At 65.6% G+C, this 25822-nt stretch carries 19 protein-coding genes; 17 read left to right on the plus strand and 2 right to left on the minus strand.

The window, feature by feature from the left end:
* Positions 1-94: 94 nt before the first annotated feature.
* Positions 95-1456, minus strand: a complete 1362-nt coding sequence (locus QN397_RS01060; protein ID WP_323499833.1) for an AmpG family muropeptide MFS transporter — start codon at positions 1454-1456, stop codon at positions 95-97.
* Positions 1457-1530: 74 nt separating this feature from the next.
* A complete protein-coding gene (locus QN397_RS01065; RefSeq protein ID WP_323499834.1) occupies positions 1531-3333 on the minus strand; it encodes an NAD(P)/FAD-dependent oxidoreductase in 1803 nt (600 codons plus the stop codon).
* 291 nt (positions 3334-3624) lie between these two features.
* On the opposite strand from QN397_RS01065, the gene QN397_RS01070 reads away from it, so the two are divergent.
* The 17 genes from QN397_RS01070 (at position 3625) to QN397_RS01150 (ending at position 25815) form a co-directional block, all read left to right on the plus strand.
* Positions 3625-9945 carry a hypothetical protein gene (locus QN397_RS01070; RefSeq protein ID WP_323499835.1) on the plus strand — a complete coding sequence of 2107 codons (6321 nt, stop codon included), beginning with the start codon at positions 3625-3627 and terminating at the stop codon, positions 9943-9945.
* Between the two features lie 90 nt (positions 9946-10035).
* Positions 10036-11757 carry an allophanate hydrolase gene (gene atzF, locus QN397_RS01075; protein ID WP_323499836.1) on the plus strand — a complete coding sequence of 574 codons (1722 nt, stop codon included), beginning with the start codon at positions 10036-10038 and terminating at the stop codon, positions 11755-11757.
* A 118-nt stretch (positions 11758-11875) separates the two neighbouring features.
* On the plus strand, positions 11876-12877 hold the full coding sequence (locus QN397_RS01080) for an ABC transporter substrate-binding protein (protein WP_323499837.1): 1002 nt from the start codon (positions 11876-11878) through the stop codon (positions 12875-12877).
* Positions 12878-12879: 2 nt separating this feature from the next.
* The gene (locus QN397_RS01085; RefSeq protein ID WP_323499838.1) at positions 12880-13716 is read left to right on the plus strand and encodes an ABC transporter permease; all 837 of its coding nucleotides are present in this window, start codon (positions 12880-12882) and stop codon (positions 13714-13716) included.
* Between the two features lie 6 nt (positions 13717-13722).
* Entirely contained in the window at positions 13723-14544 is an 822-nt protein-coding gene (locus QN397_RS01090; RefSeq protein ID WP_323499839.1) for an ABC transporter ATP-binding protein, read from the plus strand.
* Positions 14545-14551: 7 nt separating this feature from the next.
* A complete protein-coding gene (locus QN397_RS01095; RefSeq protein WP_323497252.1) occupies positions 14552-14758 on the plus strand; it encodes a DUF4089 domain-containing protein in 207 nt (68 codons plus the stop codon).
* Positions 14755-16182 carry an AtzE family amidohydrolase gene (locus tag QN397_RS01100; RefSeq protein WP_323499840.1) on the plus strand — a complete coding sequence of 476 codons (1428 nt, stop codon included), beginning with the start codon at positions 14755-14757 and terminating at the stop codon, positions 16180-16182. The genes QN397_RS01095 and QN397_RS01100 overlap by 4 nt, the downstream gene beginning before the upstream one ends.
* A gap of 27 nt (positions 16183-16209) precedes the next feature.
* On the plus strand, positions 16210-16593 hold the full coding sequence (gene hpxZ / locus QN397_RS01105) for an oxalurate catabolism protein HpxZ (protein WP_323497250.1): 384 nt from the start codon (positions 16210-16212) through the stop codon (positions 16591-16593).
* 127 nt (positions 16594-16720) lie between these two features.
* Positions 16721-17833: a BMP family ABC transporter substrate-binding protein gene (locus tag QN397_RS01110; RefSeq protein ID WP_323497249.1), complete on the plus strand. Its 1113-nt coding sequence runs from the start codon at positions 16721-16723 to the stop codon at positions 17831-17833.
* A 10-nt stretch (positions 17834-17843) separates the two neighbouring features.
* A complete protein-coding gene (locus QN397_RS01115) occupies positions 17844-18926 on the plus strand; it encodes an ABC transporter permease (protein ID WP_323499841.1) in 1083 nt (360 codons plus the stop codon).
* A 16-nt stretch (positions 18927-18942) separates the two neighbouring features.
* The gene (locus QN397_RS01120) at positions 18943-19863 is read left to right on the plus strand and encodes an ABC transporter permease (RefSeq protein WP_323499842.1); all 921 of its coding nucleotides are present in this window, start codon (positions 18943-18945) and stop codon (positions 19861-19863) included.
* A 36-nt stretch (positions 19864-19899) separates the two neighbouring features.
* A complete protein-coding gene (locus QN397_RS01125) occupies positions 19900-20985 on the plus strand; it encodes a formamidase (protein WP_323499843.1) in 1086 nt (361 codons plus the stop codon).
* Positions 20982-21704 (plus strand): isochorismatase family cysteine hydrolase, encoded by a 723-nt coding sequence (locus tag QN397_RS01130; RefSeq protein WP_323499844.1) that lies wholly within the window; start codon positions 20982-20984, stop codon positions 21702-21704. Before QN397_RS01125 ends, QN397_RS01130 begins: the two co-directional genes overlap by 4 nt.
* Before the next feature lie 8 nt (positions 21705-21712).
* The gene (locus QN397_RS01135) at positions 21713-23362 is read left to right on the plus strand and encodes an ABC transporter ATP-binding protein (RefSeq protein ID WP_323499845.1); all 1650 of its coding nucleotides are present in this window, start codon (positions 21713-21715) and stop codon (positions 23360-23362) included.
* An 18-nt stretch (positions 23363-23380) separates the two neighbouring features.
* Positions 23381-24055, plus strand: coding sequence for a cysteine hydrolase (locus QN397_RS01140; RefSeq protein WP_323499846.1), 675 nt, complete (start codon positions 23381-23383; stop codon positions 24053-24055).
* A gap of 105 nt (positions 24056-24160) precedes the next feature.
* Entirely contained in the window at positions 24161-24856 is a 696-nt protein-coding gene (locus QN397_RS01145) for a GntR family transcriptional regulator (RefSeq protein ID WP_323499889.1), read from the plus strand.
* A gap of 74 nt (positions 24857-24930) precedes the next feature.
* On the plus strand, positions 24931-25815 hold the full coding sequence (locus QN397_RS01150; RefSeq protein ID WP_323499847.1) for a polysaccharide deacetylase: 885 nt from the start codon (positions 24931-24933) through the stop codon (positions 25813-25815).
* The last annotated feature ends 7 nt before the right edge of the window (positions 25816-25822 follow it).

Raw genomic sequence — 25822 nt, forward strand, 5'->3', positions numbered from 1 at the left:
TCTCGGGCGGGCCCGCTCGAAAACCGTTACAGCCTACCAGCAGCACGCTCTATGCCACGTCGGCGCAATCCGATAGTCCAGAGCCGTAGCGGGGCTAGCTGTTCGGGTCTGTCGAAGCGGTCGAAGCGTGCTGGGCCCTGGCGGCACGCGACGCCAGCGCGACCAGCACCAGCACCGGCACGCCCAGCACAGCCGTGGCGATGAAGAAGGTGCTGTAGCCATAGGCATTGACGAACACGCCCGAGTAACCGGCGATGAACTTCGGCAGCAAGAGCATGAGCGAACTGAACAGCGCGTACTGCGTCGCCGAATAGCTGACGTTGGTCAGGCTCGACAGGTAGGCGATGAACGCCGCCGAGGCGATGCCGCCGGCCAGGTTGTCGGCCGACACCACCGCGATCAGCGCGTGCAGGTCGTGGCCGCGGCCGGCCAGCCAGGCAAAGAGCAGATTGCTGGCCGCGCTCAGCACCGCGCCCAGCATCAGCACCCTCATGACGCCGACGCGCATCGACAGCACGCCGCCGACGAAGGCGCCGACCAGCGTCATGATGACGCCGAACACCTTGCTGACGTTGGCCACCTCTTCCTTGGTGAAGCCCATGTCGACGTAGAACGGGTTCGCCATGATGCCCATCACCACGTCGCTGATGCGGTAGATCGCGATCAGCGACAGGATGAGCGCCGCCTGCCATTTGTAGCGGCGGATGAAATCGGCGAAAGGTTCGATCAGCACGCTCTGCAGCCACTCGGCCGCATTCTTGGGCTGTGGCAACACGCGACGGATGGGCTCGGGCGACAGCAGCACCGTCAGCACGCCGACCGCCATCGAACCGGCCATCACCAGGTACGCCGTTTTCCAGGCGCCGTTCTGGTAGCCCGATGCGACTCCCACCTCGGCCCATGCGGCCACCCACAACACGCCGGCGCCGGCCCAGATCATCGCCAGGCGGTAGCCCGTCTGGTAGGCGGCGGCGAGCGCGGCCTGCTTGCGGGTTTCGGCCGACTCGATGCGAAAGGCGTCCAGCGCGATGTCTTGCGTGGCCGAACCGAAGGCCACCAGCAACGCGCACCAGATCATCGGCCGCAAGCCGGCGCTCGGGTCGTTCACCGCCATGCCGACCAGCCCGACGATCACGACCATTTGCGCCAGCAGCAGCCAGCCGCGCCGTCGTCCGAGCAGCGTGGTGAGTGGCGGTAACGGCAGCCGGTCGACCAGCGGTGCCCACACCCACTTGAAGCCGTAGGCCAGGCCGACCCAGCTCAGGAAGCCGATGGTCGCGCGGTCTATGCCGGCTTCGCGCAGCCGAAAGCTCAGCGTGCCCAGCACCAGCAGCAGCGGCAACCCCGCAGAGAAGCCGAGGGCCAGCATGCGCAGCGTGGCAGGTTCGAGGTAGACCTTGAGCGCGTCGCGCCAGGGCAGGGCGGGGGTGGCTTCGGCAGCCGAGGGTGCGGACATGAGGGCAATAGGGTGGGGCTCTCCTATTATTCCCTTATGCCTGCGGTCGCCCCGGCCTTGCCCGCCGGGCGCCGTCAGCGCCGGTGGTACGTGGGCGCCAGTTGGTACACCGGCGTCGGAATGCCCTCCATCCGCGCCTTGAGCTGCAGCGCCAGAAACTGCGAATAGTGGCGCGACTGGTGCAGGTTGCCGCCGTGAATCCACAGCTGGGCGACCTGCGTCGGCTTCCACATGTTGCGCAACTCGCCTTCCCACGGGCCGGGGTCTTTGGGCGTCGCGGAGCCCAGACCCCAGCACTTGCCGACCTGGTCAGCGACCTCCGGTGAAATCATGTCGGCCAGCCAGCCATTCATCGAACCGTAGCCGGTCGCGTAGACCAACAGATCGGCCGGCAACTCGGTGCCGTCGCTCAGGGTGACCGAACGAGGGTTGATGCGCTCGATGCCGACGCCGCTCCTGAGCTTGACGCTGCCGTTGGCCACCAGCTCCGAGGCGCCGACGTCGATGTAGTAGCCCGAGCCGCGGCGCAGGTATTTCATGAACAGGCCCGATCCGTCGACGCCGAAGTCGAGCATGAAGCCGGCCTTCTCCAGGCGCGCATACAGATCGGCGTCGCGCACCTTCATGGCGTCGTAGATCGGCACCTGCATCGGCGCCATGATCTTGTAGGGCACCGAGGCGAAGGTCAGGTCGGCCTTGTCGGTGGTCATGCCCGCCTTCACCGCGGCATCGGAATACAACCCGCCCAGCGCCAGCTCCATCAGTGAATCGGATGGCGCGATGTGGGTCGAGCTGCGCTGCACCATGGTGACGTCGGCGCCGTGTTCCCACAGTGCCGCGCAGATGTCGTGGGCTGAATTGTTGGAGCCCAGCACCACGCATTTCTTGCCCTCGTAAGCCTCCGGTCCGGAATGCTTGCTCGAATGATGTTGCTCACCCTGAAAGTCGGCGGCACCGGCGATCTCCGGCGTATTCGGGTAGCCCGAAACGCCCATCGCGAACACCAGCTGCTGCGGCCTGAGCACGACCTCCTTGCCTTCGCGTTCGACCACCACTTCCCACGCCTGGGTGGCTGCGTCGAAGTGCGCCTTTTTTGCGACGGTCGAGTGCCAGTAGTTGAGCTCCATCACGCGGGTGTACATCTCGAGCCAGTCGCCGATCTTGTCCTTCGGCGCGAACACCGGCCAGTCGTCCGGGAACGGCATGTACGGCAGGTGGTCGTACCACACCGGGTCGTGCAGACAGAGCGACTTGTAGCGGTTGCGCCAGGCGTCGCCAGGCCGCGCGTTGCGGTCGACGATGATGGCCGGCACGCCGAGTCGCCGCAGCCGCGCTCCCAGTGCGATACCGCCCTGGCCGCCGCCAACGATCATCACATAAGGCTGCTCGTCGTAGCCGAGCGCGGCCTCTTCTTCCTGTCGCCGTTCCAGCCAGCTCTGGCGCCCGCGTCGCGCACCGTGCTCCGCACCCTTGACGCGCCGCGCGCCGGTCTTCTCCTCGAAGCCTTTCAGCTCGGTCATGGTGGTCAGCAGCGTCCAGGCCTTGCCATGGCGCAAGCGCAGGTGGCCGCGGCCACGCGCCACTGTCGTCTCGAAGGTGAACCACGCATCGACCACGCCATCGGCCTCGGTGGCCTGGCCTTCGACGGCAAAGCCGCTCGGCTTGGTGTCGGCGAGGCGCGCCTGCAGCATCGCGCGGATGGCCGCCGGGCCTTCCTGCGTGCAGATATTCCAGGTGAAAGAGACAAGGTCGCGCCAGTAGCAGTCCGGCTCGAAGAGCTCGACCGCGGCGTCGATGTCTTCGCGTTCCAGGGCGGACGAAAAGTCCGCGAACCAGGCGCTGGCAGCCTGGGTCGGATGAGTCGACAGGTCAGTCATCGGATGTCTCCGTGCACGGGGGATCCCGGCGACAGGTTCCTGCGTCGAGCCGACGCGTGCCAGAGGCAAAACCCGTGTCTTTGAATCAAGTCGTAAGGTGCCGCACAGCCATGTCCGGGCCGTCTTCATGCGGAACAGATCGTGGGCGCGAGTTGCACTTTCGACAAAACAGTATTGCAATCGGTGAAGCGGCGTGACGAGGCGGTAGTCGAGATTTTTCGGTTGAGGGGCGCGGCCGCCACTAGAGTCGCTCCAATCCCGGAACTTCTGCACGGGGGTCAGGATTCATATGTGTTCTTGCTGATCGGTTTTGCGCGGTCATTCGCCAAGGCCGAGTGGCAGCCGGTGCCGTGGCGCGGCGCAGTGCTTGCATGCGTGGCTGTGCTGGCGAGCTTCGGCGCGCAGGGTGCCCAGACCGCTTGCACCCCCCAAGCTGGCTTTACCGCGTGCACCCAATTCAGCTACAGCGGTGTCGATCAGACGTTCACCGTGCCTGCCGGCATCACGACGCTGAACTTCAAGGCCTGGGGTGCGGGCGGCGGAGGCTCCATCTCCAACACGTACGGCAACGGTTCGGCCGGCGGCGGCTATGCGACCGGCAACCTCGCCGTTGCGGCTGGCAGCAGCCTGACGGTGGTGGTCGGTGGCGGCGGATCGGCTGCCGCACTTTCGGCGGTTGCCGGCAATTCAGCCTACGGCGGTGGCGGCGCGGGCGGCAGCGCCACCGGCGGCACACCGCACGTCGGCGGCGGCGGTGGTGGTCGCAGCGCGATGGTGCTGAGTGGCACCGAGAGGCTGACTGCGGGTGGCGGTGGCGGCGCCGTGGTCGATCAGGCGTACGACACGTTTCCAGTCGCGGGAGCGGGTGGCGGGACGACCGGACTGGCGGGCAGCAACTACGCACCTGCCGGCTGCGGGGCTGCAGGCGGCTCCGGTGGGCAGGGCGGAAGCTCGGGCTCTGGCGGGGCTGGAGGCGTCAGCGTCGAAACGGCCCGAAACGGCTTGGCCGGCACCGCGAGACAGGGCGGCGCAGGCGGCAACGGCGTACCTTTTGCGTCCTCCACCGGAAACAGCGGAGGTGGCGGTGCCGGTGGCGGCTACTACGGCGGTGGTGGCGGCAACGGCGACTCTAATTTCAACTGTGGCTCGCAGACCGCGGGCGGCGGCGGCTCCAGCTACACGGGTGTCCTGACAGGGGCTTCGACCACGGCAGGGGCCGGCAGCGTTGCCGGCAACACGGGCGACAGCGTCTACTCGGCCGGCGTGGGTGCGGGCGGTGCACAAGCATCCGCGGGCGGCAACGGCTTGGTGGTGATCCAGTACAACTTGCCGTCAGTCGTCACATCGAGCATGACAGCGAGTGCCAACCCGCTGCTCGGCGGCGTATCGGGGCAGTACTACACGCTGGTGGTGAACGTGGGCACCGCACCGACCACGGCGCCGATCAGCATCGCCGACACGTTGCCCGCCAACATCGTGCTGAGCGGCACACCGACGATCGTGGCGGGCACTGCCGTGCTGTCCGGTTGTCCCTCCTCCGGCGGCGCGACGGGAGGTTGCACGGTCGCTGCCGGCGCAGCGGTCGGCAGCTTTTCCATCCGTTTTCCGGTGAGCGTCGCAACCACGGCGACCACCGGCACCAACTCTGCGAACCTTTCGGGCGGCGGAGATCCCAACTGCACCGCGGTCCTGCCAGATGCGTGCGACGCCACGACGCCGGCCACATCCGTCTACAACCCGCCGCTGATGCAGCTGACGGCGCAGACAAATAACGCCGCGCCAATCTCCTCGACTTTCGGCTACTCCCTCACCGGCCTGTCAATCAGCAGCGATTCGATCGCGACGGTCGGTGTGGGCCAGACGGCGTCGTCGCAAAACGCCGCAGGCATCTACGGCACTGCGGGAACCACTGTCACGATCGTGGCATCCGGCATTCCAGCGGGTTGGCCGACAAATCTGGATAGCGTGACCTGTAAAGACGCCAATGCTGCTGCCGATGGCAATGGCTCGAGCAGCACTAATTTTGCTACTCTAGTCGGCAATACCGTCACGCTGCCGGGCTCGGCAATGCGAGCCGGGGCCTTGTTCACCTGCACCCTGGTCAACGCGCGCCCGACCGTTGTTCTAAAGAAGCAGATCGCGGGTATCGCACCCGATTCGGCTTTGTTCAATTTGACTGTCGGCGGTGCGAACCTGCTATCGGCCGGTAACCCCGTGTACGACGTTGGCAACTACGGGACTACCGCAGTTGTTGGCGTCGATGTCGGCAGTGCGTTGACTTTGGTCGAATCCGCAGGCACCGGAACCAATCTGGCGCGCTATTTCTCCAGCATCGCATGCGTTAATTACGCTGGGGCGACCTATACGACCGGTGTCGGCGGCTCCGGTGGCAGTTTCACGGTGACTGCGCCGCCGGCTTCAGCCAACGGCGCTGGTCTCAAGGGCGTGAACTGCACCATCACCAATACGCCAGCCCCTGGAGTGTTGGTGGGCGCACAAAGTGTAGGCAGTACCGGTACTTTCAACTTCACGTTGAGCGGCGCAAGCAACACCAGCGACAGCGTGACCACGGTAAATCCGTCGGCCACGATCGTGTCGGGCGTTCAGCATGTTGGCACTGTCGGCACTGCGATCACGGTCTCCCAGACGGCCGCACCCGGCTACACCACAAGCGCCAGTTGCGCCGATGGGAACAGCTCGATCACGGGCAACACCACGCCGTTCGTGTCAAGCACCAACAGCATCACGATTCCCGCCGCGAACGTGAAGTTGAGCGCGTCGTACGTTTGCACCTTCACCAATAACAAGGTGCCGACGGTCAAGATCACCAAGGTCAGCAATGGCGGCGGAAGCAGCGGTGTCGGCACTTTCAGTTTTACAGGAACCAACGGCATTACCGGTGGCAGCATCACGACCACTAGCCCCAACGTTGCGGCATCGGGGCCGGATCAAACCGTCTCGTTGGCCAACACGCTTACGACGGTGAAGGAGAGCTCTGTGCCGGCCTTCTGGCCGAGCAACCCGGCCTCTGTTTTCTGCGTAGACAACAACGCGTCGGTATCAGGCAACGTCGTGGGCGCCAACTATGCGACGTTGGCAGCCAACGTGGCAAGCATCGCAGCGCCCGCCATGAAAAGCGGCGCCACTTTCAACTGCACTTTCTACAACACGCTCTACCCGCCGCCGAACCTGTCGTCAACGAAAACACCGAGCGCCAACCCGCTCATCGTCGGTGCCAGCGGACAGTCATACACGGTCAACATTTTCACCAATGCGACCACGACGGGCCCCATATTGGTGAACGACAACTTGCCGACGGGCATCACGCTTGGCGGTGTGCCGACACTGATACCAGGCTCAAGCACCGGCACGTTGTCGGGTTGTCCGACTAGCGGGAACAGCACCACCGGTTGCACCATCGCGACCGGAATGGCCGCCGGTTACTTGAGCATCAAGATACCGATAAACGTCGCAGCGACGGCAACAAGCGGTACCAACACGGTCAACATTGCCGGCGGTGGCGATGCAAGCTGTACGACGGCAGCGGATTTTTGCGACAGCACCACTGACAACACGCCGATTGCTGGACTGCCGACCATCAATCTCTTCACCAACACCGCGACCGCCAGCGCGGGTGCATCGACCTTCGGCTTCACCATGACCGGCTTGTCTGCTTCTGCTGACAGCATCGTTGTAACGGGTAACGCATTGGTGCGTTCGGCGCTGACGCTGACCGGCACGGCTGGTGTGGCAGCAACTATTAACGAGTCGAGCATCCCCGCGGGCTGGCGCACATCGTTAGACACGGTCGTCTGTTTGGATTCGAATGCACCGGCTGATGGCAACTTGAACTCGACCAGCAATCTGGCCACGCTGGCTGGCACCACGATCACGCTGCCAGCTGCCGTGATGCGGGGCAATGCCAACATCACCTGCACGTTTAACAACCTCAGGCCTACCATCAAGGTTATCAATCAGATCCTGGGCACGCCGCCAGACAACGGGCTGTTCAACCTGACGGTCGGCGGTGTCGCGTTGGGCGTCGATGGAACGGCAAACCCGCTGCTCGCCGCAGGCGACGGTGCCACCATCTCCAACATCGGCGTAAACGCGGGCGGTGCCCTCACCATCGGGGAGACCGTCGCCAGTGGCACCGTTTTTGCCAATTACCTTTCAACGTTCGCCTGCCGGGACGATCACTTCTCGATTTATCCGTCCGGCGGCTACGGCGGCAACTTTACGGTGACTGCCCCGCCAGCAAGCAGCAGCGGCGGCACCGAAAAGCTGACCTGCACGATAACCAACACGGTGCTTCCCACCTTGACCGTGGCCACGCGGTCAGTTGGCGGCACCGGGACTTTCGGATTCACGCTGAGCGGCGTCACGAACACGACCGATAGCGTTACCACCGCCACATCGGGCACAACGGTCACCTCTGCCACCGTGCACCGCGGATCGGTCAGCACGTCTGCCACGGTCACGCAGACCGCCGCAGCCGGCTACACCACCTCCGTCAGTTGCGCCGATACCAATGCTGCGACGACCGGCAACTCAACTGCGCTTACCGCTTCCTCCAACACCCTCACGATCCCGGTCAACAACATGCCGGCAGGGGCCAGGTATGTATGCACCTTTACCAACAACAAGGCACCGTCGATCAGCGCGACCAAGACGGCCAGTACGAGCCCGTTCCTGGTCGGCGCGACAGGTCTCTATTACTCGGTGAACGTCACCGTCGGCGCCTTGACCACGACGGCCGCCATCACGGCAGCCGACACGTTGCCGAACGGCATCACGCTCAGCGGCACGCCGACCTTGGTCGCGGGCACCACCACGGGTGTCCTGAGCGGCTGCCCCACCAGCGGCAACAACCTCACCGGCTGCAGCGTTGCCAGTGGCGTGGCGCCGGGCACTTTCTCGATCCGCATACCGATCAACGTCGCTGGCACTGCCGTCGGCGCTGGGGGTGGCACCAACACCGTCAACCTGAGTGGCGGTGGCGACCCGTCTTGCACCTCGGCGGCGGGCGAGGCGTGCGATGCAAAGACCGCGGCGATTGCGGTGGTCGCCAGCAACCCGACAGTGCAGATCGTCAAGACGGTTGCCAGCGGGTCGGGCAGCAACCTGTTCGGCTTTGCGTTGAGCGGCCTCTCCGCGCCGACCGACAGCGTGACGGTGGTGGGCGCGACGTCGGGCAACGGCGCTGCCAACCTCACCGGCACCAGCGGCGTCGTGGCAACGCTTCGCGAGACGGCGCCCGCCGGTTGGCCGGCCAACCCGCAGAGCGCGAGTTGCGTCGATGGCAACGCCGGCGTCAGCGGCAACCCTGCCGGCGCCATCGGAACGCTGTCGGGCGCGTTGCTGACCATTCCGGCAGCCAACATGGTCAATGGCGCAGCCTTTACCTGCACCTTCGTGAACGCCTACGCCTTCAGCGTGACCGGCCGTGTCTTCACCGACAGCGGTGCCGGCGCAGGCATCGCCAACGACGGCGTGCTGAACGGCGCCGAAGCCGGCGTGTCGGGCGTGACGCTGAAGCTGCTCGATTGCGGCAGTTCGAGCCTGATCGCCACGGCCGTCACCGACAGCGCGGGCCGTTACTCGCTGGCGGTGCCGTTCGCCACCGCGGTCGGCAACAACCTGTGCGTGCAAGAGACGACGCCCGGCACTTGGCTCTCGACCGGTGCGTCGGTCGGCTCCGTCGCGTTGCCCGCGGGCTCGCTCGTCACGACAGGAGGTACCGGCTACACCTACACCCGCGCGGTGCCGCTGGATGTCATCGCTTTCGCATGGAACGGCAGCGGTCACGCCGACTTGAACTTCGGCGACGTACCGCCCAACACCTTCGCGACGGGGGAGGTCAAGAGCGGCATCGCAGGCAACACCGTGAGCTATCCGCACAGCTTCTCTGCACGCAGCGGCGGCTCGGTCGGGTTTGCGATTGCCTCGTCGGTCAGGTCGCCGCCGCTGAGCGGCTGGAACGAGAAGATCATTGCCGACCCGGGCTGCACCGGTACGCTGCAAGCCGGCGCCGCCATGCTCTATCCGCCCTCGGTATCGATGGTTGTCACGGCGGGCCAGCCGGTGTGCATCCTGGTGCAGGTCTTCGTGCCGGCGACCGCGCCCGCCGGCTACACCGACAACGCTTTGGTCCAGGCGAGCTTCAGCTACACCGGCGCGATGTCCGCATTGACGGCCACTTACACGCTGAACGACCTCACTACCGTTTCGGGCGGCGCGCTCGACCTAAAAAAGGAAGTTCGCAACCTGACGCAGAACGGCGTCTTCGGCTTCGACAACCTGGCCAAGTCGGGTGAAACGCTGGAGTACCGCATCACCTACACCAACAATGGGCCGGCGCCCATCACGGGGCTCGACGTCAACGACGTGACGCCCAGCTACACCACCTTCGTCGCGGCGACCGCAGGCTCCACGCCAGCGGCAATGACCGCCTGCGCCAAGCGCACGCCGGGCAACCCTGCGCCACAGCCGACCGTGCCGTGCGCCACCGTGCAGTCGACCGGCGGCACCGGACCCCTGCGCTGGAGCTTGACCGGGCCGCTCGATCCGGGCGTCAGCGGAACGGTGCTGTTTTCCGTCAAGCTCGACTGATCGTTCGCTCGCGCCGCCTTCCGGCCGCCGTGAAAATTCGCTGGCACGTCGCTTGCATGTCATCTTGTACACAAGACGGGATGCCTGACGATGGTGCATACGAAAATCGACGCGACCGCGACCGCCTGGATCAAGCGGTTCGACACTCCGGTTGCAAGCGCGAGCGCCGGGTCGGGCACGACGGGCGCATTGGCCGGCCTGCGCTTCGCCGCCAAAGACAACATCGACGTGGCCAGCATCGCCAGCAGCGCAGGCTGCGCCGCGTTCGCTGACTTCCGCGCAACGCCAACTTCGCATGCGCGTGTGGTGCAGCGCCTGCTCGATGCCGGTGCGAGTTGCGTCGGAAAAACCAATCTCGACCAGTTTGCCTGCGGCCTCAACGGCACGCGTTCGCCCTACGGAGCGGTCCCCAACAGCTTCGATGCGCGCTATGTCTCGGGCGGATCGAGCTCAGGCTCTGCTTACGTTGTCGCGACCGGGCAAGTCGACTTCTCGCTCGGCACCGACACCGCAGGCTCCGGCCGCGTGCCGGCCGGGCTCAACAACATCGTCGGCATCAAGCCGTCGCGCGGGCTCATCAGCGCACGCGGCGTGGTGCCGGCGGCGCAGAGTGTCGATTGCGTTTCGATCTTCGCGCGCACCGTGGGGCTGGCGCTCAAGGTGCTGCACGCGGCAAAGGGCTTCGACGCGGCGGACCCGTACGCGCGAGCACTCGAACTGACGAACGTACCGTACCCGAAGCGCTTTAGATTCGGTGTGCCGTCGACGCTGGCCTTCTTCGGCGACGACGCATCGGAAGCTGCATTCGCAGACGCGATCGCGCGGCTTGAAGCAATGGGCGGCGTGCAGGTCGCCATCGACTACGCACCTCTCGCGGAGATCGCCGCGCTGCTCTACGACAGCGCGTTGGTCGCCGAGCGCTACGCCGCGGTGCGCGAGTTCTTCGACGCGCACGAGGCCGATGTGATGGAGCCGGTTCGCGGCATCCTCGCTTCCGGGCGCGGCTACAGCGCGGCCGATCTGGTCGACGCGCAAATCAAGCTGCGCACACTGGCCCAGCGCGTCGCCCCCATGTGGAACGACATCGACCTGCTGCTGGTGCCGACCGCGCCGACGCACTACACGATCGAAGCGATGCAGGCCGACCCGGTCGTGCTCAACCGCAACCTCGGCGCCTATACCAACTTCGTCAACCTGCTCGACTACGCCGCGATCTCTGTGCCGAGCAGCTTGCGGCCCGACGGCATGCCGTTCGGCATCACGTTGATCGGCCTGTGCGGCAGCGACTTGCAACTGGCGGAGCTGGGCCAGCGCTATCACCACGCAAGCGGGCTCACGCAAGGCGCGACTGGCGAGCCGCTGCCGGCGCCCGTCGACGTGTTCGCGAACGCATCGACGGCCCCGGCAACATCAGCGCCTGCCATGGCGCGCGTCGCCGTCGTCGGCGCTCATCTGTCGGGCATGCCGCTCAACAGCCAACTTGCCGACCGCGGCGCGACGCTGGTCGCCAAGACGCAAAGCGCACCGAGCTACCGCCTCTACGCCTTGCCCGGCACCGTGCCGCCCAAGCCCGGCATGGTCCGCGTCGCGCCGGGCGAAGGCGTCGCGCTCGAACTCGAGGTGTGGGAGATGCCGATGGCGCAATACGGCAGCTTCGTCGCGCTCATTCCCGCGCCCCTGGGCATCGGCACGCTGGCACTGGCCGATGGCAGCAGCGTGCAGGGCTTCGTCTGCGAAGCGCTGGCGCTCGACGGTGCCGAAGACATCTCGCATCACGGTGGCTGGCGCAGGTACATCGCTTCGCGCTCATGACGCCTGCCCTTCTTCGCCTTCGCCTTCTTCGCCTTCGCCTTCTTCGCCTTCGCCTTCTTCTCCCGCCTTTTCCCTTGTCCTTTTCTCTACCGTCCCATTCAACGAGGAGCCCGAGTCCATGAGCAACCCCGAACAGTTTCATCGCGCATCGCGCCGGCAGCTTTTGCAGGCGGGCGCCGCGGGGGTCGCCGTGCTGGCAGCACCGGCCATCGTGCGCGCCCAGACCGGTCCGAAAATCCGCATCGGCTTCTGGCCCGTCGCGGCCGGTCTGCCGTTTTTTGCCGCCCTTGAAAAAGGCTACTTCAAAGAAGCCGGCCTCGATGTCGAACCGCTCAAGTTCGCGGGCGCGCAGCAGGTGATGGAAGCCATGCTCTCGGGCCGCGGAGATGGCAGTGCCAACGGCACCGGTACGGCCAACCTCGCCATCGGCGAGATCGCGCAGCCCGGCCTGTTCAAGATCTTCTGCACCAACCCGAGCAACGTGAAGTACGTGCTCGACGAGTTCATCACGGGCAAGGACAGCGCCATCAAGACGATGGCCGACCTGAAGGGCAAGCGGGTCGCCTCCGGGCCCGGCATCCAGAATACGACGCTGTGCAAGACCATGCTGGAGCGCGCCGGCGCAACCGGCGCCACGGTGACGGAGCTGCCCATCGGCCAGCACGTCGCCTCGCTGGTGGCGGGCCAGGTCGACGCCTGCTACACGCTGGAGCCGACCGGCACCATCGGCCGCATGAACGGCACCACCCGCGTCATCGAAGCGGGTGTCGTCGCCAAGTACATCCTGGGCGATCCGATGGCGCCATGGCACGGCGGCGCGGGCAGCCTCACGACCGAGTTCATCAAGAAGAACCCCGAAGTCTCGAAGAAGTTCATCGCGGCCTACGCACGCGGCGTCGAACTCGTGCGCGCCAAACCCGAAGAAGCGCGCCAGTTCATGAAGGGCTACACGGCCATCGAGGGGCCGCTCACCGCCGAGGTGCCACTGGCCTCCTACATGATCTACAACGAATTCAAGCCGAGCGACATCGCGTACTTCCAGAAGTTCTACGACCTGTTCAGCGACAAAGGCATCTTCGAGAAGAAGGTGCCGGTCGAGCCGCTCATCTACAAGGCATGACCATGGCCGATGCCACCACGACCACAACCACGGGCGTACCGTGGACGCCGCCGGCCGGCGCTGCCGCCGTCTCGGTTTCCACGGCACCCGCCTGGGACCGCTTCCTGCCTTTCATCGGGCCGATCGCGCTGTTCATCCTGTGGGATCTGGTGGTGCGTTTCGGCTTCATCAAGCAGATCCTGTTGCCGACCCCCATCGACACGCTGCATGCGCTTGCGACCGGCCTGGCTGGCGGCCCGCTGTTGCTCGACTTCGCGGTCACGGTATGGCGCACGTTGCAGGCTTTCGTGATCGCGGCCGTCATCGGCGTGCCGCTCGGCGTGCTGCTCGGCAGCAACGAGAAGGCGTACCGCAGCGTCGAGTTCCTGATCGACTTCTTTCGCTCGACGCCCTCGTCCGCACTGATCCCGTTGTTCCTGCTGATCTTCGGCGTGTCAGACGTCAACAAGGTGGCGATCGCCGCCTTCGGAGCCTTCCTCATCGTGATCTTCAACAGTGCCTACGGCGTCATCAATGCGCGCAAGCAACGCGTGATGGCAGCCAAAGTGATGGGCGCATCGCGCTGGCAGGTGTTCAAGGATGTGCTGATCTGGGAGAGCCTGCAACCCTCATTCGTCGGCTTGCGTTCCGCCGTATCGATGGCGCTGGTGATCGTGATCGTGGCCGAGATGTTCATCGGCTCCGACAGCGGCCTCGGCCACCGCATCATCGATGCGCAGCAGGTACTCAACGTCAAGAGCATGTACGCGGCCATCCTGGCGGCCGGCGCGCTGGGCTATGCGCTCAACATTCTTTTCCTGGTGACCGAGCGCCGCATCGTCCATTGGTCGGGGAGGTAAATCACCATGAGCGCAGTCTTGAACGGCCCTGTTTTTGCCGACGTGCCGCAACCCAAGTTCCAGCCCGGCCCGGCCGGCACGCACATCACGATCCGCAGCCTGACCAAGTACTTCGCCGGCTGGCCGCTGTACGAGAACTTCAACCTCGACATTCCCAAGCACGCGATCGTCTCTGTGTTCGGGCCCAACGGCTGCGGCAAGTCGACCCTCATCAACATGATCGCCGGGTTGGTCCCGATCGATGCCGGCGAGATCCTGTTCGACGGCAAGCAGCGCAAGGACACCAAGATCGGCTACGTGTTCCAGAACTACCGCGAGGCGATGTTTCCGTGGATGCGCACCATCGACAACATCGCCTATCCGCTCAAGCTGGAAGGCAAGAGCAAAGCGGAAGTCGACCGCCGCATGGCCGAGCTGGTGGCGTCGTTCGACGTCAAGTTCGACCTGAAGCGCTACCCGTACGAGCTCTCTGGCGGGCAGCAACAAACGGCGTCGATCATGCGGGCGCTGGCGCCCAACCCGGAGGTGCTGTTCCTCGACGAGCCGTTCTCGGCGCTCGATTTCGAGATGACACTGTTCATCCGCGAGAAGCTGCAAGAGGTCTTCATGAAGACGGGCACCACCATGTTGCTGGTGTCGCACGACCTCGAAGAAGCGGTGTACCTGGCCGACCAGGTGCTGCTCCTGACCAAGCGCCCGACCAGGGTGGCCGAAATCTTGCGTTACGGCGATGCACGGCCCCGCACCCTCGAGACGCTGAGCGAGCCGAGCTTCGTGGCCATGAAAAAGCTAAGCCTCGAAATCTTCCAGCGCGAAGTCAGACGATGAGGTTGCCATGACGCCTGTGCAGATCGAAACCTATGTGGATGCGGCAGCGGCCGCGCTGGGGCTGCGGCTTTGGCCGGAGCACCGGGCGGGCGTCCTCGGCTACTTCACGCTGGCAGCAGGCTTTGCCGACATCGTCGAGGCGGTGCCGTTGGCGCCTTCGCACGAGCCCGCGGTGACGTTCGTGCCCGTGAGCCCGACGGAGCAAGAGCGATGAACCCCGAAGCGTTTCTGGCCAGCGATGCGTCGTCGATGGCCGATGCGGTGCGGGCCAACGAGGTCAGCGCGGTGGCGCTGGTGCAGGCCAGCCTGGAGCGCATCGCCGCGACCGACACCCGCATCAACGCGTTCACCGAAGTGCTGCAGGCGCGGGCGCTGCGGCGCGCGTCGCAGGTCGATGCATCGCTGGCTTCGGCCAACGGCGATCGCACGCGCGAGCTGCCGCTGCTGGGCGTGCCGTTCGCCGTCAAGAACCTGTTCGATATCGCCGGCATCGCCACGTTGGCCGGCTCGAAGATCGAGCGCGAGAGTGCGCCAGCCCGCAGCGATGCGGCACTGGTGCGGCGCCTCGAGAGCGCTGGCGCGGTGCTGGTCGGTGCGCTCAACATGGACGAGTACGCCTACGGCTTCACCACCGAGAACAGCCACGTCGGCCCGGTGCGCAACCCGCACGATCGCACCCGCATCGCGGGCGGCTCGTCGGGCGGTTCGGGTGCTGCGGTGGCGGCGGGGCAGGTGCCGCTGACGCTCGGCTCGGACACCAACGGATCGATCCGCGTGCCGGCTTCGCTGTGCGGCGTGTTCGGGCTCAAGCCGACCTTCGGCCGCCTGCCGCGCACCGGCAGCTATCCTTTCATTTCGAGCCTGGACCACCTCGGCCCGTTCGCGCGGTCGACCCGTGACCTGGCGCTGGCCTACGACGCCATGCAGGGGCCGGAGAGCTTCGGCCATCGCGACCCCGGTTGTGCGCAGCGCGATGTCGAGGCCGTCGTCAAAGATCTCGACCTCGGCACGCAAGGGCTGCGCATCGGCGTGCTCGGCGGCTACTTTCGAGAGCACGCAGGGCCGGAAGCGCTGGTCGCGGTCGATCGCGTGGCCGATGCGCTGGGCGCGGTCAACACCGTGATGTTGCCGATGGTCGATGCCGGCCGCGCGGCGGCGTTTCTCATCACCAACTCCGAAGGTGCGGCATTGCACCTGAACGATTTGCGCAAGCGGCCGCATGACTTCGAGCCGCTGTCGCGCGACCGATTTTTAGCCGGTGCGTTGCTGCCGGCCGCGTGGGTTGCGCGCGCCCAGCGCGTGCGCCGCGCCTACGCCGAGGCGGTGGCGCGCGTGTTCGAGCGCTACGACATCTTGCTGGCCGCGGCAACGCCTTCGGCTGCCACGCCCATCGGCGCGGAGTGGTTCGAGATCAACGGACAACGCCTGCCGGTGCGGCCGAACATGGGGCTGCTCACGCAACCCATTTCATGCGTGGGGCTGCCGGTGTGCGCAGTGCCGGTGTGGGGCGCCCACGCGACCTTGCCGATCGGCGTGCAGGTGATCGGCGCACCCTGGCGCGAAGACCTGGTGCTGCGTGTGGCCGCGGCACTCGAAGCCGCCGACGTGGTGCACGCGCCGGTGGCCTCATTGAATTGAACCGAACTGAACTGAAGAAGCATCCTCATGTCCCTGCAACCTGCCATCAACCTGCCCGACGTCGTCGCCGAAGTCGTTGCTGCGTTCGAGCGCTACGAAGACGCGCTTGTCACCAACAACGTCGGGGTGCTTGACGAACTGTTCTGGGACAGCCCGCTCACGCTGCGCTACGGCGCCGGCGAAAACCTCTACGGCCATGAAGCGATCCAGGCGTTCCGGGCCGGGCGCCCCGCCGTGGGGCTCGCGCGCGAATTGCTGCGCACCGTCATCACCACTTATGGGCACGACTTCGCGACCGCCAACTGCGAATTTCGCCGTGCCGGCAGCGAGCGCACCGGCCGCCAGAGCCAGACCTGGATGCGCACACCAGAGGGCTGGCGCGTGGTGTCGGCGCATGTGAGCCTGCTCTGAAATCGACGCTGGTTTCGGTGCGCTTCATCTCGGCACACTTCGTGCATACCTTCTTGTATCCAAGATGCGCCAGTCCAGGATGCATTGGAGGATCAACCCGCAAGCCGTCCCAAAACCGGAGAGAGCCATGAAGAGTCAATTCAACCGTCGCGATTCCCTTAAGTCACTCGCCGCGCTGGGCGCAGCGGGCACCCTCGGAGGATTCAGCGCATTCGCCAACGCGCAAAAGCCACTCACCGTCGGCGTCATCTACGTCGGCCCGCGCGACGACTACGGCTACAACCAGGCACACGCCCAGGCCGCGGCCGAGATCAAGAAAATGCCTGGCATCAAGGTGGTCGAAGAAGAGAACGTGCCTGAGACCGCAGCGGTGCAAAAGACCATGACCGGCATGATTTCGCAGGACGGCGCCAAGCTGCTGTTCCCGACTTCTTACGGCTACTTCGACCCGCACATCCTGGCGCTCGCCCCCAAGGACCCCGATGTACGCTTTTCGCATTGCGGCGGCCTGTGGACCGAGAGCATGCCCAAGAATGTCGGCAGTTTCTTCGGCTACATCGACGAGTGCCAGTTCCTGAACGGCGTGATTGCCGGCCACATGAGCAAGAGCGGCAAGATCGGCTTCGTGGCGGCCAAGCCGATCCCGCAGGTGTTGCGCAACATCAACGCCTTCACGCTGGGTGCGCGCTCGGTCAAGCCCGGCATCACCTGCAGTGTCATCTTCACGGGTGAATGGTCGATGCCGGTGAAAGAAGCCGAAGCCACCAACAGCCTGGCCGACCAGGGCTGCGACGTGTTCACGATGCACGTCGACGGCCCCAAGGTGGTGGTCGAGACCGCCGCCAAGCGCGGCAAGATGGTTTGCGGCTACCACGCAAGCCAGGCCAAGCTGGCACCGCAGGCCTACCTCACCGGCGCCGAATGGAACTGGCTCACCGCCTACAAGACCATCATCGAAGCCGCGCAGACCGGCAAGCCGCACCCCAACTTTTTGCGGGGCGGCCTGAAGGACGGCTACGTGAAGATGTCGGCTTACGGCCCGGCCGTGACCGACGCCGCCAAGAAGCAGGCCGACGACGTCAAGGCCAAGATGATCGCCGGCACCTTCGACATCTTCAAAGGCCCGCTCAAGGACAACAAGGGCAAGGAAGTGCTGGCGGCTGGCAAGACGCAAAAGCAGACCGACATCGAACTCGAAAAGATGAACTACCTGGTCGAGGGCGTGAACGGCAGCTTCTAAAGGCTCGACGATGCGCAACGCCCTCCGCGAGATCGCCCTGCCGGTGTTCGCCATCGTGGCGGCGCTGTTGCTCTTCGGCCTGCTGGTCGCCTTTGCCGGGGTCGATCCGGTGGCAGTGTGGGTGACGCTTTTCAAGGGCGCGTTCGGCGACTGGTTCTCATGGCAGAACACGTTGCAGCGGGCGGCGCCGCTCATGCTCACCGCTTTGTGCGTGGCCATCCCGGCGCGGGCCGGGCTGGTCATCATCGGCGGCGAAGGGGCGTTGGTGCTGGGCGGACTCGCCTGCGCGGCATTGGCCCATTCCGTCCCGTTGCCTGCCAACGTCATCGGCACCGTGCTGGTGTGCATCGCCGGCGCCATCGCCGGGGGGCTGTGGATCATGCTGGCGGGCTGGTTGCGACAGTACCGCGGCATCAACGAAACCATAAGCAGCCTGCTGCTGGCCTACATCGCCATCGGCATCTTCAAGCACCTGGTCGAAGGCGTGCTGCGCGACCCGGCCAGCCTGAACAAGCCGTCGACCTATCCGCTGCCCGAAGCCTTGCGCATCGGCGGCATCGGCGGCTCGGACATTCACTGGGGTCTGGTCATCGGCATCGTCGCCTGCATCGGGCTCGGGCTCTGGCTGCGCATCACCGCGTCGGGTTTTGCGATTCGCGTGGTCGGCGGCAACCCGCGCACCGCGCAGCTGGTCGGGCTGCCTGCGACGAAGCTGATCCTCGCTGCGTGCGGGGTCGGCGGTGCGTGTGCCGGCGTGGCCGGTGCGGTCGAAGTCGCTGCGGTGCACACCAACGCCAACGCGTCGCTCATCGCGGGCTATGGCTATGCCGGCATCCTGGTGTCGTTCATCGCGCGGCACAACCCGATCGCGGTCATTCCGGTCGCCATCCTGTTCGGCGGTTTCGGCGCGGCCGGCAGCTTGCTGCAACGGCGGCTCGGCTTGCCCGATGCGTCGGTGCTGGTACTGCAGGGCATCGCTTTCGTCCTGATCCTGGCGAGCGAAGGGCTCCGGATGATCGACTGGAAGAAGCTGAGCGCGAAGACGCTCGGTGCGGCCTCGGCGAAGAAGACCAACACCGTGGAGGCTGCATGACCGCTGCCCGTTCAACATGACCGCCGACCAGTGGGTGGCGCTTGTCGCAGGCATCGTCGGCGGTGCTTTGCGCGTTGGCGCACCGTTCCTTTTCGTCAGCCTGGGTGAATGCCTGACCGAGAAATCGGGCCGTATCAACCTGGGCCTCGAGGGCGTGCTGGTGCTGTCGGCGATGGCGGCTTTCGGCGGTGCGTATCTCACCGGCTCACCCTGGCTCGGCGTGTTGATCGGCGCCTGCGCCGGCGCGGCGCTCGCCTTGCTGCACGGCTTGTTGTGCTCGCTTGACGGCGTCAACGACGTGGCGACCGGCATCGCATTGATGCTCTTCGGCACCGGCCTCGCGTTCTATCTCGGCAAGCCGCTGATCCAGCCGCAGGCGCCGCAGATCCCGGCGATCCCGCTCGGCGACTGGAGCGACAACCCTGTCGTTCGCTCGGCGCTGCAGCTGAACGCGCTGGTGCCGATCGGCCTCTTGCTCGCGGTCTTTCTGTGGTGGGGCTTCGCACGTACGCGCGCCGGTCTGCTGGTGCGCATGGCGGGCGATTCGGCCAACGCCACGCGGGCGCTCGGCTACTCGGTGGCGGGCATTCGCATCGCGGCCACCACGGCAGGGGGCTTCATCGCGGGGCTCGGCGGTGCGTCGCTCACGCTGTTCTATCCGGGCAGCTGGAACGAAGGCATCTCCAGCGGGCAGGGCTTGATCGCAGTGGCGCTGGTCATCTTCGCGCGCTGGAGCCCGCTGCGGTGCGTCGGCGCGGCCTTCCTCTTCGGCGGTGCGGGCGCCATCGGGCCGGCGCTGCAATCGGTCGGCGTGGGCTGGGGCTACCACCTCTTCAACACGGTGCCCTACGTACTCACGCTGGTGATACTGGTCATCACATGCAAGCCTGGCAGTGTCGCGATCGGCAGCCCGGGCGAGTTGTCTTCCACGCGCTGATCGTTCGGCGCGCCAACCCTTATAGGAATCATTGAAATGAGCGGCTTCGGTGGTCTCAACAAGTCGGCGAACGGCGTCGTCATCGGTCTGGTGCAACTGCAGTTGCCAACGGTCAAGACCAAGGCCGACCTCACGGCGCAGACGCAGCGTGTCTGCGACATGGTCGGCAAGGCGCGGCGCAACCAGGGCACGATGGACCTCGTCGTATTCCCGGAGTATTCGTTGCACGGGCTGTCGATGGACACCTCGCCCGAGATCATGTGCGAGCTCGATGGCCCCGAGGTGAAGGCGCTGCGGCAAGCGTGCGTCGACAACACCATCTGGGCCTGCTTCTCCATCATGGAAGCCAACCCCGGCGGTAACCCGTACAACACGGGGCTCATCGTCGACGACATGGGTGCGATACGGCTCTACTACCGCAAGCTCCATCCGTGGGTGCCGGTCGAACCGTGGGAGCCCGGCAACGTCGGCGTGCCGGTGTGCGACGGCCCCAACGGCAGCAAGCTCGCGCTCATCATCTGCCACGACGGCATGTTCCCCGAGATGGCGCGCGAGGCCACGTACAAGGGCGCTGAAATCATCCTGCGCACTGCGGGCTACACCGCACCGATCCGCCATGCCTGGAAGATCACGAACCAGGCCAACGCCTTCTGCAACCTGGCCTACACCGCGAGCGTGTGCCTGTGCGGTAGCGACGGCTCCTTCGACTCGATGGGCGAGGGCATGTTCTGCAGCTTCGACGGCACGGTGATGGTCGAAGGCGGCAGCCGCGTCGACGAGATCATCACTTGCGAACTGCGGCCCGATCTCGTGCGCGAAGCCCGCACCGGCTGGGGCGTCGAGAACAACATCTACCAGCTCTACCACCGTGGCTACGTGGCGGTGAAGGGCGGGGCGCAAGACTGCCCCTACACCTACATGCAGGACATGGCGGCCGGTAACTACAAGCTGCCCTGGAGCGATCAGGTGCAGGTGGTCGACGGCACCTCGTGCGGCTTTGCGGAGCCGCTGCGTGCCTACAAGGGCCACGAGACGCATCCGCTCGTGCCGCAACTCCCCGCCTCGCTGCCCGACATTCCGCAAGACCCCGACTCGGCACACCGGAGGGCTCTCGATTCATGACCGACAGCGCCACTTTGCCAGCGCTGCACATTGAGGCCGAGCCTTACGCATGGCCCTACAACGGCGACCTGCGGCCGGCCAACACGGCGCTCATCGTCATCGACATGCAGACCGACTTCTGCGGCAAGGGCGGCTATGTCGATGTGATGGGCTATGACCTCGCGCTTGTGCAGGCACCCATCGCGCCGATCGCACGCTTGCTGGCCGTGTTGCGGCCGCTCGGCTTTCACATCATTCACACGCGCGAAGGGCATCGGCCCGACCTCGCCGACCTGCCTGCCAACAAGCGCTGGCGCTCGCGGCAGATCGGCGCCAACGGCGTCGGCATCGGCGACGACGGACCGTGCGGCCGCATATTGATTCGCGGCGAGCCGGGTTGGCAGCTGATCCCCGAGCTGGCGCCGCTGCCGGGCGAAGTGGTCATCGACAAGCCGGGCAAGGGCTCGTTCTATGCGACCGACCTGGAACTGATCCTGCGCACGCGCGGCATCGAGAACCTGATCCTCGCCGGCATCACGACCGACGTGTGCGTGCACACGACCCTGCGCGATGCCAACGACCGCGGCTTCGAGTGCCTGCTGCTGTCCGACTGCACGGCCGCCACGGACCACGGCAACCACCTGGCGGCGTTGAAGATGATCACGATGCAGGGCGGCGTGTTCGGTGCGCATGCCACGTCGACGGCGTTGATCCACGCGGTCGGCGCGCTCGACAACTGAAAGACCGCATGGCCGCAAAGCTCAGTGCACTCGCCGATATCGCAGCGCGCTCGCACCCCATCGGCGCATTGCCCGCAGGCACCGGCGCGCTGATGCTCGACACCTACCGGCTCACCAAGCGCTTCGGCGCGTTCACCGCCATGGACTCGGTGACGATGCACGTGGAGCCCGGCACGGTGCACGCGTTGCTCGGAGAAAACGGCGCGGGCAAGAGCACGCTGGTGAAGTGCGTGGCGGGCTTTCAGCGGGCTGAAGAAGGCGGCATCCTCATCGACGGCCGGGAACAAGACATCGCCAACCCGATCGTCGCGCGCGCTTTGGGCATCGGCATGGTTTATCAGCACTTCACGCTGGCACCGGGCATGACGGTGGCGGAGAACCTGTTGCTGGCCGGCGGCAAGACGCCGGCGCTGATCGACTGGAAAGCCAAGCGCGCCGACCTCAAGGCATTTCTCGCGACCACGCCCTTCAGCCTTGACCTCGACGTCACGCCTTCGTCGTTGGCGGCCGGAGAAAAGCAGAAGCTCGAGCTGTTGAAGCAGTTGTACTTGCGGCCGCGTCTGTTGATCCTGGACGAACCGACCTCGGTACTGACGCCGCAAGAAGCCGATGAAGTGCTGGGCCACGTGCGCGACTTTGCGCGGAGCGGCATGTGTACCGTGCTCATCATCACGCACAAGTTTCGCGAAGTGATGGCCTATGCCGACAGCGTGACGGTGCTGCGCCGCGGCAAGGCGGTGCACCACTGCCGCGTCGACGCAACCAGCCCGGCGCAATTGGCTGCGGCCATGATGGGCGAGGCGGGCGAAGGCGTGGCGCCACCGCCCGAAGGCGATGCGCCGGCCGAGCTGGAAACGGTCGCGCCGACCGGCCGCGCACTCCACACGATGAAGGCGCTGGCAAGCAACGCGCCGATCGCCTTGAATGTCGAGAACCTGCAAGCCATGGGCGACCGCGGCACGCTGGCGTTGCACGACCTGAGTTTGTCGGTGCGCGCCGGCGAAATCCTCGGTGTCGCTGGCGTGTCGGGCAACGGTCAGCGCGAGCTGGTCGAGGCATTGGTCGGCCAGCGTGCACGGCTGTCGGGCAAGGTCACGGTGATGGGCCAGCCCTACAGCGCCAAGCGTGACGAGAACCGCGAACTCAAAGTGCGCAGCCTGCCCGAAGAACCGTTGCGCAATGCCTGCGTCGCCGACTTGAGCGTGGCCGAGAACATGGCACTGCGCGACTTCGATCAAGCGCCTTTGGCACGCGGCGGCATCCTGAACTTTCCCGTGTGGCGCAGCCGCGCGCGTGAGTGGATCGGCGAGTACGGCGTCAAGACGCAAGGCGAGGGCGCTCCTATTCGCAGCCTGTCCGGCGGCAACGTGCAACGCGCCGTGCTGGCCCGTGAGCTGGCCGGCGACATCAACGTGCTCATCGCGGCCAACCCGGTGTTCGGGCTCGACTTCGCTGCCGTGGCCGAGATCCACGCGCGCATCGTGCAGGTGCGCGAGAAGGGCGGCGCGGTGCTGCTCATCAGCGAAGACCTCGACGAGTTGCTGGAGCTGGCCGATCGCATCGTGGTCATGAGCGAAGGCCGCGTCGTGTTCGAGACGCCTGCGGCCACGGCCGAGCGGCACGTGCTCGGCGCGCACATGGGCGGCGGGCACCACTAACCAACCGAGAAGCACACCATGCGCGTGGAAGCCAACCCCTTTGCCTACGACTTCGACATCGACACCACGGCCCTGGTGCTGATCGACATGCAGCGCGACTTCATCGAGCCCGGCGGCTTCGGCGAGACGCTCGGCAACGACGTTGCGCTGCTCGAAGCCATCGTGCCCGCGACGCAGACGATGTTGAAAGCCTGGCGTGAAGCGGGCGGTCTTGTAGTGCATACACGCGAGTCGCACGAGGCCGACCTGTCGGACTGCCCCCCCGCCAAGTTGAGCCGTGGCAACCCGACTCTGCGCATCGGCGACCCAGGGCCTATGGGCCGCATCCTCGTCAAGGGCGAGCCCGGCAACCAGATCATCGACGCGCTGGCGCCGGTCGAAGGCGAGCTGGTCATCGACAAGCCGGGCAAGGGCATGTTCTATGCGACCGGGCTGCACGAGATCCTGCAGAACCGCGGCATCACGCACCTGCTCTTCGGCGGTGTGACCACCGAGGTGTGCGTGCAGACCAGCATGCGCGAAGCCAACGACCGCGGCTACAACGGGCTGCTGCTCGAAGACTGCACCGAGAGCTACTTCCCCGCATTCAAGGCGGCGACCATCGACATGATTCGCGCCCAGGGCGCGATCGTGGGCTGGACCGCACCGAGCAATGCAGTGTTGACTGTTTTGCGCGGCACCTTCAGCGACTAACATTCCGCGGTGTCTACCGTCCGTACTCCTGTCACGCGCGCCGCTCGTCCTATCGGCTCCGCTGCTGCGGTCGCTGCGGCTGCCGCTGCATCGACACCGGACCCCATCGTCGTTCCTGTTCCGGTGCCGTTTCGCACCCGCGCCGACGAGGTCTACGCGCAGCTGAAGCGCGACGTCGCCGAGTTCCGTTTGGTGCCTGGCGACCGCTTCACTGAAAACGAGATCAGCGAGCGGCTTGGCGTCTCGCGGACGCCTGTGCGCCAGGCGCTGTTTCGCATGCAGCAGGAAGGCTATGTCGAGGTGCTGTTCAGGAGCGGCTGGCGCGTGCTGCCTTTCGACTTCGACCAGTTCGAACAGCTCTACGACCTGCGCATGGTGCTGGAGACCACGGCCGCACATCGCCTTTGCGAAACCGACCGCCACATCGACCGCGCCATGCTCGACACGCTGGTCGCCATCTGGCTGGTACCCGCCGCGCAACGCAGCACAGATGCGACGCAGGTCGCGCAGTGGGACGAGGAGTTTCATTGCGCGCTGGTCGCCGCCGCAGGCAATACCGAGATGGCCCGCGTGCACCGCGATGTGACCGACCGCATCCGCATCATCCGGCGCCTCGACTTCACCAAGCAGCCGCGCATCGACGCGACGTACGACGAGCACGCGAAGATCCTGAAAGCCGTGCGTGCGAACCGCGGCGACCAGGCAGCGATGCTGTTGCGCGCGCACATCGAGACGAGCCAGGCGGAGGTGCGAAAGATCACGCTGCACCAGGTGCACATGGCGCGGCACGCAGCCGGTTGAACTCCCATACAGGCGCGTGGCGTCCCGCGATGCAAACGCCGCTTTCAGGTTGATTTTTTTCAGGAGCAAAGACGATGGCGAAAGAGATTTTGTGTGGCTTCGGGGTCGACGTGGACGCCGTGGCCGGTTGGCTGGGGTCGTACGGTGGGGAAGATTCGCCGGACGATATTTCTCGCGGCCTGTTTGCCGGCGAGGTCGGGGCGCCGCGCTTGCTCAAGCTGTTTGAGCGCATGGACATCAAGACCACCTGGTTCATTCCGGGCCACTCGATTGAAACCTTTCCGGCGCAGATGAAGGCGGTGGCCGAGGCTGGCCACGAGATCGGTATTCACGGCTATTCGCACGAGAATCCGATCGCCATGACGCCAGGACAGGAAGAAGCCGTGCTGGACAAGTGCATCGCACTGGTCGAGCAGCTCTCGGGCCGGCGCCCGACCGGCTATGTTGCGCCGTGGTGGGAGTTCTCCAAAGTCACCAACGAGTTGCTGGTGAAAAAAGGCATCAAGTACGACCACTCGCTGATGCACAACGACTTTTCGCCCTACTACGTGCGGGTGGGCGACAGCTGGACGCCGATCGATTACAGCAAAAAGCCTGACGAGTGGATGGTGCCGCTGCAGCGCGGCGTCGAGAGCGACCTGATTGAAATTCCGGCCAACTGGTACCTGGACGACCTGCCGCCCATGATGTTCATCAAGAAGTCGCCGAACAGCCATGGCTTCGTCAACCCGCGCGACATCGAGCAAATGTGGCGCGACCAGTTCGACTGGGTCTACCGCGAAATGGACTACGCGGTGTTCCCCATCACCATCCACCCCGACGTGGCCGGGCGGCCGCAGGTGCTGCTGATGCTCGAGCGTCTGTTTGCGTACATCAAGTCGCATCCGGGGGTGCGCTTTGTCACGATGGACGAGATGGCCAACGACTTTGCGACGCGCCATCCTCGCGTCAAAGCCTGAGTCCCTG

Source organism: Variovorax sp. RTB1 (genome assembly GCF_035018765.1).
In the GTDB taxonomy this organism is placed as follows: Bacteria; Pseudomonadota; Gammaproteobacteria; order Burkholderiales; family Burkholderiaceae_C; genus Variovorax.